This is a genomic window from Streptomyces otsuchiensis (assembly GCF_004305975.1).
Lineage (GTDB): Bacteria > Actinomycetota > Actinomycetes > Streptomycetales > Streptomycetaceae > Streptomyces > Streptomyces otsuchiensis.
Genome location: NZ_BHZI01000343.1, coordinates 1 through 5461, shown reverse-complemented (window position 1 = coordinate 5461; position 5461 = coordinate 1). Strand labels below are relative to the sequence as shown.

At 74.6% G+C, this 5461-nt stretch carries 3 protein-coding genes; 1 reads left to right on the top strand and 2 read right to left on the bottom strand.

Annotation, left to right across the window (positions count from 1 at the left end):
• Positions 1-279: 279 nt before the first annotated feature.
• Together E0D90_RS23190 and E0D90_RS23185 are read right to left on the bottom strand one after the other, a co-directional pair.
• The gene (locus E0D90_RS23190) at positions 280-1635 is read right to left on the bottom strand and encodes a ricin-type beta-trefoil lectin domain protein (RefSeq protein WP_130799947.1); all 1356 of its coding nucleotides are present in this window, start codon (positions 1633-1635) and stop codon (positions 280-282) included.
• 182 nt (positions 1636-1817) lie between these two features.
• Positions 1818-2420, bottom strand: a complete 603-nt coding sequence (locus tag E0D90_RS23185) for a TetR/AcrR family transcriptional regulator (RefSeq protein WP_130799948.1) — start codon at positions 2418-2420, stop codon at positions 1818-1820.
• Between the two features lie 329 nt (positions 2421-2749).
• Here E0D90_RS23185 and E0D90_RS23180 point away from each other — a divergent pair.
• On the top strand, positions 2750-5461 hold a 2712-nt coding region (locus E0D90_RS23180), incomplete at its 3' end, for a beta-glucosidase family protein (RefSeq protein ID WP_130799946.1).

Genomic DNA, 5461 nt, shown 5'->3' with positions numbered 1-5461 from the left:
GGCCGGTCGCCCGCCCCCGGCGGCAGGCGACCGGCCACCGGCTGATGGCACGCGACTCCACCGGGCCGGCGCCCCACGCGCGATGACGGCCCCACGCGCGATGACGGCGCCGCCCGCGATGACGGCGCCGCCCGTCGGGGCCGGCAGGCCGGACCGCGTGGGGATTGAGCCGCGCTCCTGAACTCCTCCGGTGCGCGGCCGGGTTGTGGAACGGCCGTGCCGCCCACCCCCGCGACGGAGGTGGGCGGCACGGCCGGCCGGTGCCGCGTCAGTTCCCGGTCAGGGGCTGTTCCACTTCTGGTTGGGGTTGCCGGAACACGTCCAGATCTGGAGCCGGGTGCCGTTGTTCGAGTTGTGTTCCCGCACGTCGAGACACTTGTCCGCCGGGATGTTCACGATGTCGCGCGCTCCGCTGATCGCCCATCGCTGACTGGCGCCGCCGTGGCAGTCCCAGAGGTGGACGGCGGCGCCGTCGGCGGTGGAGGGGCCGTCCACGTCGAGGCACTTGCCGAAGGCACGGAGGGTGCCGTCGGCGGCGACCGTCCACTGCTGGGCGGCGTTGCCGTTGCAGTCGTGGAGCTGGATCGGGGTGCCGTTGGCCGAACTGGCGTTGGCCACGTCCACGCACTTCCCGGCCAGGCCGGTGATGGTGCCGGTGCGGCCGGCCGGCGGTGCCTGCCCCTCGCTGACGCGCACGTAGTCGATGAGCATCTGCTGCGGCATCGGCGCGGAACCGTCGGGGTAGCCGGGCCATTCACCGCCGACGGCGAAGTTGAGGATCAGGAAGAACGGCTTGTTGAACACCCACTGCCGACCGCCGAGATCGGCGGGGGTGCGGGTCTGGTAGACGTTGCCGTCGACCGACCAGGTGATGCGGTCCGGGGCCCAGTCCACCGCGAAGACGTGGAAGTTGTCGGCGAAGCGCTGCCCGCCGGGCAGGGTGTAGGAGGCGCCGATGCCACCCCCCGCCGAGTAGCCGGGGCCGTGGAGGGTGCCGTGCACCCTGCCGGGTTCGAAACCGACGTTCTCCATGATGTCGATCTCGCCGGTCTGCGGCCAGCCGACGTTGGCGTAGTCGGAGCCGAGCATCCAGAACGCGGGCCACATGCCCTGCCCGCGCGGGATCTTGATGCGGGCCTCGACGCGGCCGTACTGGGCGTTGAACTTCCCGGCGGTGTTGAGCCGGGCCGAGGTGTACTCACACCGGCCGTACCAGCACTGGTAGTTGTTCGGGTTCTCCTGGCGGGCGGTGATGGCGAGGTTGCCGTTGCCGTCCAGCGCCGCGTTGTTGGTGCCCGGTGTGTAGTACTGGAGCTCGCGGTTGTTTCCCGAGTTGTCACCGACCTCCAGGGTCCACTTGCTGCCGTCCACCGCCGAGCCCGCCGGGCCGTTGAAGTCGTCCTGGAAGACGACGTTCTGCGTGGTGGGCGGAGCGGCCGCCGGGGCCTCGGCCGGCGGCGGTGCCGCGTCCGGGAGGGCGGTGGCGGTGGTGCCGGAGGCCAGGAGCGAGGCGCCGAGGCTCAGCGCCAGCGCGGCGACCGTGACGCGCTGGCGTCGTCGCGACAGCGGGCGTCCTCGTCGGGGGTGTGGGGAGTCGGGGGCGGAGCGGGCACGGGCGGGCCACGGACCCGTCATGGGCCACGTCCTCTCTGGCGGGTGTGCCGCCATCGAACCCGCGCCCGGCGGCGCGCGCACGGGGCGCGACGGTGGCGGGCGCGGTTGTGGGGGGATGTGAAGGAGCCTGGTGCGGCTCCATTGCATCGCCTGCACAACTGGGTTTCAAGAGAGGGGAGTTCCGGAACTGTGTGCTCCGCGGTTCACGCGCCGCCCGGTGCGCCGCCCGGTGCTTCGCCGGCTGCGCCGCCAGGCCCGTCGCCCCCGGGCGCCGGGGGCAGTTCACGGCCGATCAGAGCGGTGATGGTCGCCTCGGTGGCCGACGCCATGTCCACCGTCTCCGGTGACAGCAGCCACTGCACCTGGAGCCCGTCCATCACCGCGATCACGGCGGCCGCCACCGTCGCGTGATCCGCCCCGGCCGGCAGCTCGCCCGCCGCCTCAGCCTCCGCGAGCGCCCGGGTGAGCATCGCGCGCAGCCCCGTGTAGCGGTCCCGGAAGTAGTCGCGCGCGGGGTGGCCGTCCGTCACGCTCTCCGCGGAGAGCACCGCGTACAGCCGGACGATGCCCTCGCGCGAGGCGTTGCGCCGCGTCGTCTCCACCAGATGCCGCAGGAAGGCCAGCCCGTGGGGCCGTTCGCCGCCGAGGTCGTCGTGGCCGGAGTTGTCGCGCAGCTCCAGGACCCCGGTGAGCAGCCCCGCCTTGGAGGAGAAGTAGTGGAGGACTCCGGCCTGGGTCAGCCCGACCCGGTCCGCGATCTCCGCCAGCGACGCGTTGTGGTAGCCGCGGGTCGCGAACGTCTCCATCGCGATCCGCAGGATCTCCGTGCTGCGCTCTTCCCGGGAGCGCCTGGGGGCACGTGCCCGTCTGTCGTCGCCCGCCCGGTTCGCCGTCACCCGCCGGAGTCTACGGGGCCGTCGGTGACGGCGGCGGGCCGTGTGCGGGCTGGGCGGCGACATGGTTACCGAGTACTCGGTAAGTAAGGTTCCCGGGATACCTACCGAGTGCTCGGTAACCATGCTTTCATTCCCCCGAGCACTCCGTGCGCGACCGCGCCGGCGGGCCGTGGCGCGCCACGCCGTCACCGCCCGCCGCCGGGCGCGCCACCCCGCGGACACTCCGAGAGGCAGGACTCATGACCACCCCGGGCACCTCCGCCACCGCAGCAGCAGCCGCCGCCTCGGCGGGCGGGAGCGCAGCCACCGCCGGAGCCCCGGCGACACCGCCGGGGGAGAACGGGACGGCCCGGCTGGTGCGCACCCTGGACCTGGAGTCCAAGGTGCGGCTGCTGACCGGCGCCGACGTGTGGTCCCTGCCCGCCGAACCACGGCTGGGACTCCACCCTGTTGTGATGTCCGACGGGCCGCAGGGCGTGCGCGGCACCGGCGCGGACCCCTCCGCGACCGGGCTGCTCGCCCCCGCGCCCAGCGCGCTGGGCGCGACCTGGGACCCGGAGCTGGCCACGCGGCTCGGCGCCCTCTTCGCCCGGGAGGCCCGCCGCAAGGGGGTGCACGTGCTGCTGGCACCGCTGGTGAACCTCCAGCGCACGCCGGTCGCCGGGCGTCACTTCGAGTACCTCGCCGAGGACCCCCTGCTCACCGGAGAGCTGGCCGCCGCCCTGGTCACCGGCCTCCAGGACGCCGGTGTCGCCGCCTGCCTCAAGCACTTCGTCGCCAACGACTCCGAGACCGACCGCACCCGCTACCGCTCACGGGTGGACGAACGCACCCTCCGCGAGGTCTACCTGGCGCCGTTCGAACGCGTCCTCGGCGAGGACGGCGCCTGGAGCGTGATGGCCGCCTACTCCGGCGTCGAACACCCCGTCACCGACCTGCGGGCACACGTCGGCCCGGACGCCGCCGAGGCCGCGCCGATGACCGAGCACCGGCGGCTGCTGCGCGGCGTCCTCAAGGGCGAGTGGGAGTTCGCCGGACCGGTCGTCAGCGACTGGGCCGCCACCCGCAGCACCGCCGCCTCCGCCCTCGGCGGCCTGGACCTGGTCATGCCGGGACCCGACGGCCCGTGGGGACCGGCGCTGGTCGCGGCGGTGCGCGCCGGACGGGTCCCCGAAGAGCTGGTCGACGACAAGGTGATCCGACTGCTGTGGCTGGCCGAGCGCGTCGGCCGCCGCACCGCGCCCTGGGCCCCCGGCGACCGGGCACCGGTGCCGCCCAGCGAGCACCTGGCGCCCGTCCCGGCCGAACCCACCGACGACGAGCGGGCGTTGCTGCGCGAGACGGCCGCCCGCTCCACGGTGGCGCTGCGCGCCGCCACCCTCGCCGACGGCACCACGCTGCTGCCGCTGGACCCCGGAGCGCTGCGCCGCGTCGCCCTGATCGGCCCCAACGCCGTCGCGCCCTACCTCCAGGGCGGCGGCAGCGCCTACGTCCCGGCCGGGCGCACCGTCGGCTACGCCGAGGGGCTGCGCGAGGCGCTGCCCCCGCATGTCGAGCTGACCGTCCACCGCGGCGGGGACGCGCGCCGGCTGCCGCCGTTCGTCGACCCCGAGCTGCTCACCGACCCCGACACCGGCACCACCGGTGTGCGCGCCGACCACTTCGACGCCGACGGCCGGCTGCTCGGCACCACCGTCCGCCCCACCGGCGACTGGGGCCACCACGGCGACTACCCCGCCGCCACCCACCGCGTCGTGCTGCGCACCCGCCTCACCCTCACCGAACCCGGCACCCACCACCTGGTCGCCGGTGCCATCGGCCGGTACCGGGCGCTGCTCGACGGCGAGCGGATCGCCGCCGGTGACGACGACCGCGGCGTGGAACTGGTGCTGGACTCCACCCACAACAACCCGCTGACCACCACCACCGAGATCACTGTCCCCGATGGCGGTACCCGAAGCCACGACCTGGAGATCGGCCTGGACGTGGTGGACGCCGAGGGCTACGGCCGGTTCGTCACCTGTCACCTGCGGCACAGGGCGCCCCGGCAGAGCGCGCGGGAGGAGATGGCCGAGGCCGTCGCCGCCGCGCGGGAGGCCGACGTGGCCGTGGTCGTCGTCGGCACCAACGAGGAGGTGGAGTCGGAGGGCTGGGACCGTACCGGACTGGAGCTGCCCGGCCCCCAGGACGAGCTGGTGCGCGCGGTCGCCGCCGCCAACCCGCGCACCGTCGCCGTCGTCAACGCGGGCGCACCCGTGCTGCTGCCCTGGGCGCGGGAGGTGCCGTCCCTGCTGTGGGCATGGCTGCCTGGGCAGGAGGCCGGGCACGCGCTCGCCGACGTCCTGCTGGGTCGCGTCGAACCGGCCGGCCGGCTGCCGTGGACGCTGCCCGCCCGTGCCGGTGACGTCCCCGTCCCGCACGCCGTTCCCGTGGACTCGGTGGTCGCCTACGAGGAGGGGCCGGACATCGGCCACCGCGGGTGGGACCGCGAACACCGGGTGCCCGCCTACCCGTTCGGGCACGGCGTGGGGTGGACGGAGTGGCGGTACGACGCCGTCTCGGTCTCCGGCTCCGTCCCCGACTCCCCGCTGTCGGCCGCCGGACTGCCCGGAGGTGAACGGGAGATCGGCCCGGTCCGGCTGCGGGTCTCGGTGACCAACACCGGTCCCCGTAGCGGCCGGGAGGTCGTCCAGGTCTATCTGGAGGCGCCGCAGGAGGGCTGGCGCCGGCCCGTGCGGTCGCTGGCGGGCTTCGCCGTGGTGACGGCCGAGCCGGGGGAGACGGCGGTCGCCGAGATCACCGTGGCCCCGCGCGCCTTCCAGCTCTGGGACCCGGCCGTCGGCGACTGGTGCACGCCGCCGGGCCGGTACCGGCCGCTCGGCCGGCCCGTCCGTATGACCACCACGTTCGCACCCCACCACCGGAAGGCAGAGCGTGTCCTCTTCCATCGC

What these genes read in the sequence shown, in the direction of transcription:
- E0D90_RS23185 (WP_130799948.1), bottom strand. Translation starts at nt 2,420, where the DNA reads ATGGAGACGTTCGCGACCCGCGGCTACCACAACGCGTCGCTGGCGGAG.
- E0D90_RS23190 (WP_130799947.1), bottom strand. Translation starts at nt 1,635, where the DNA reads ATGACGGGTCCGTGGCCCGCCCGTGCCCGCTCCGCCCCCGACTCCCCA.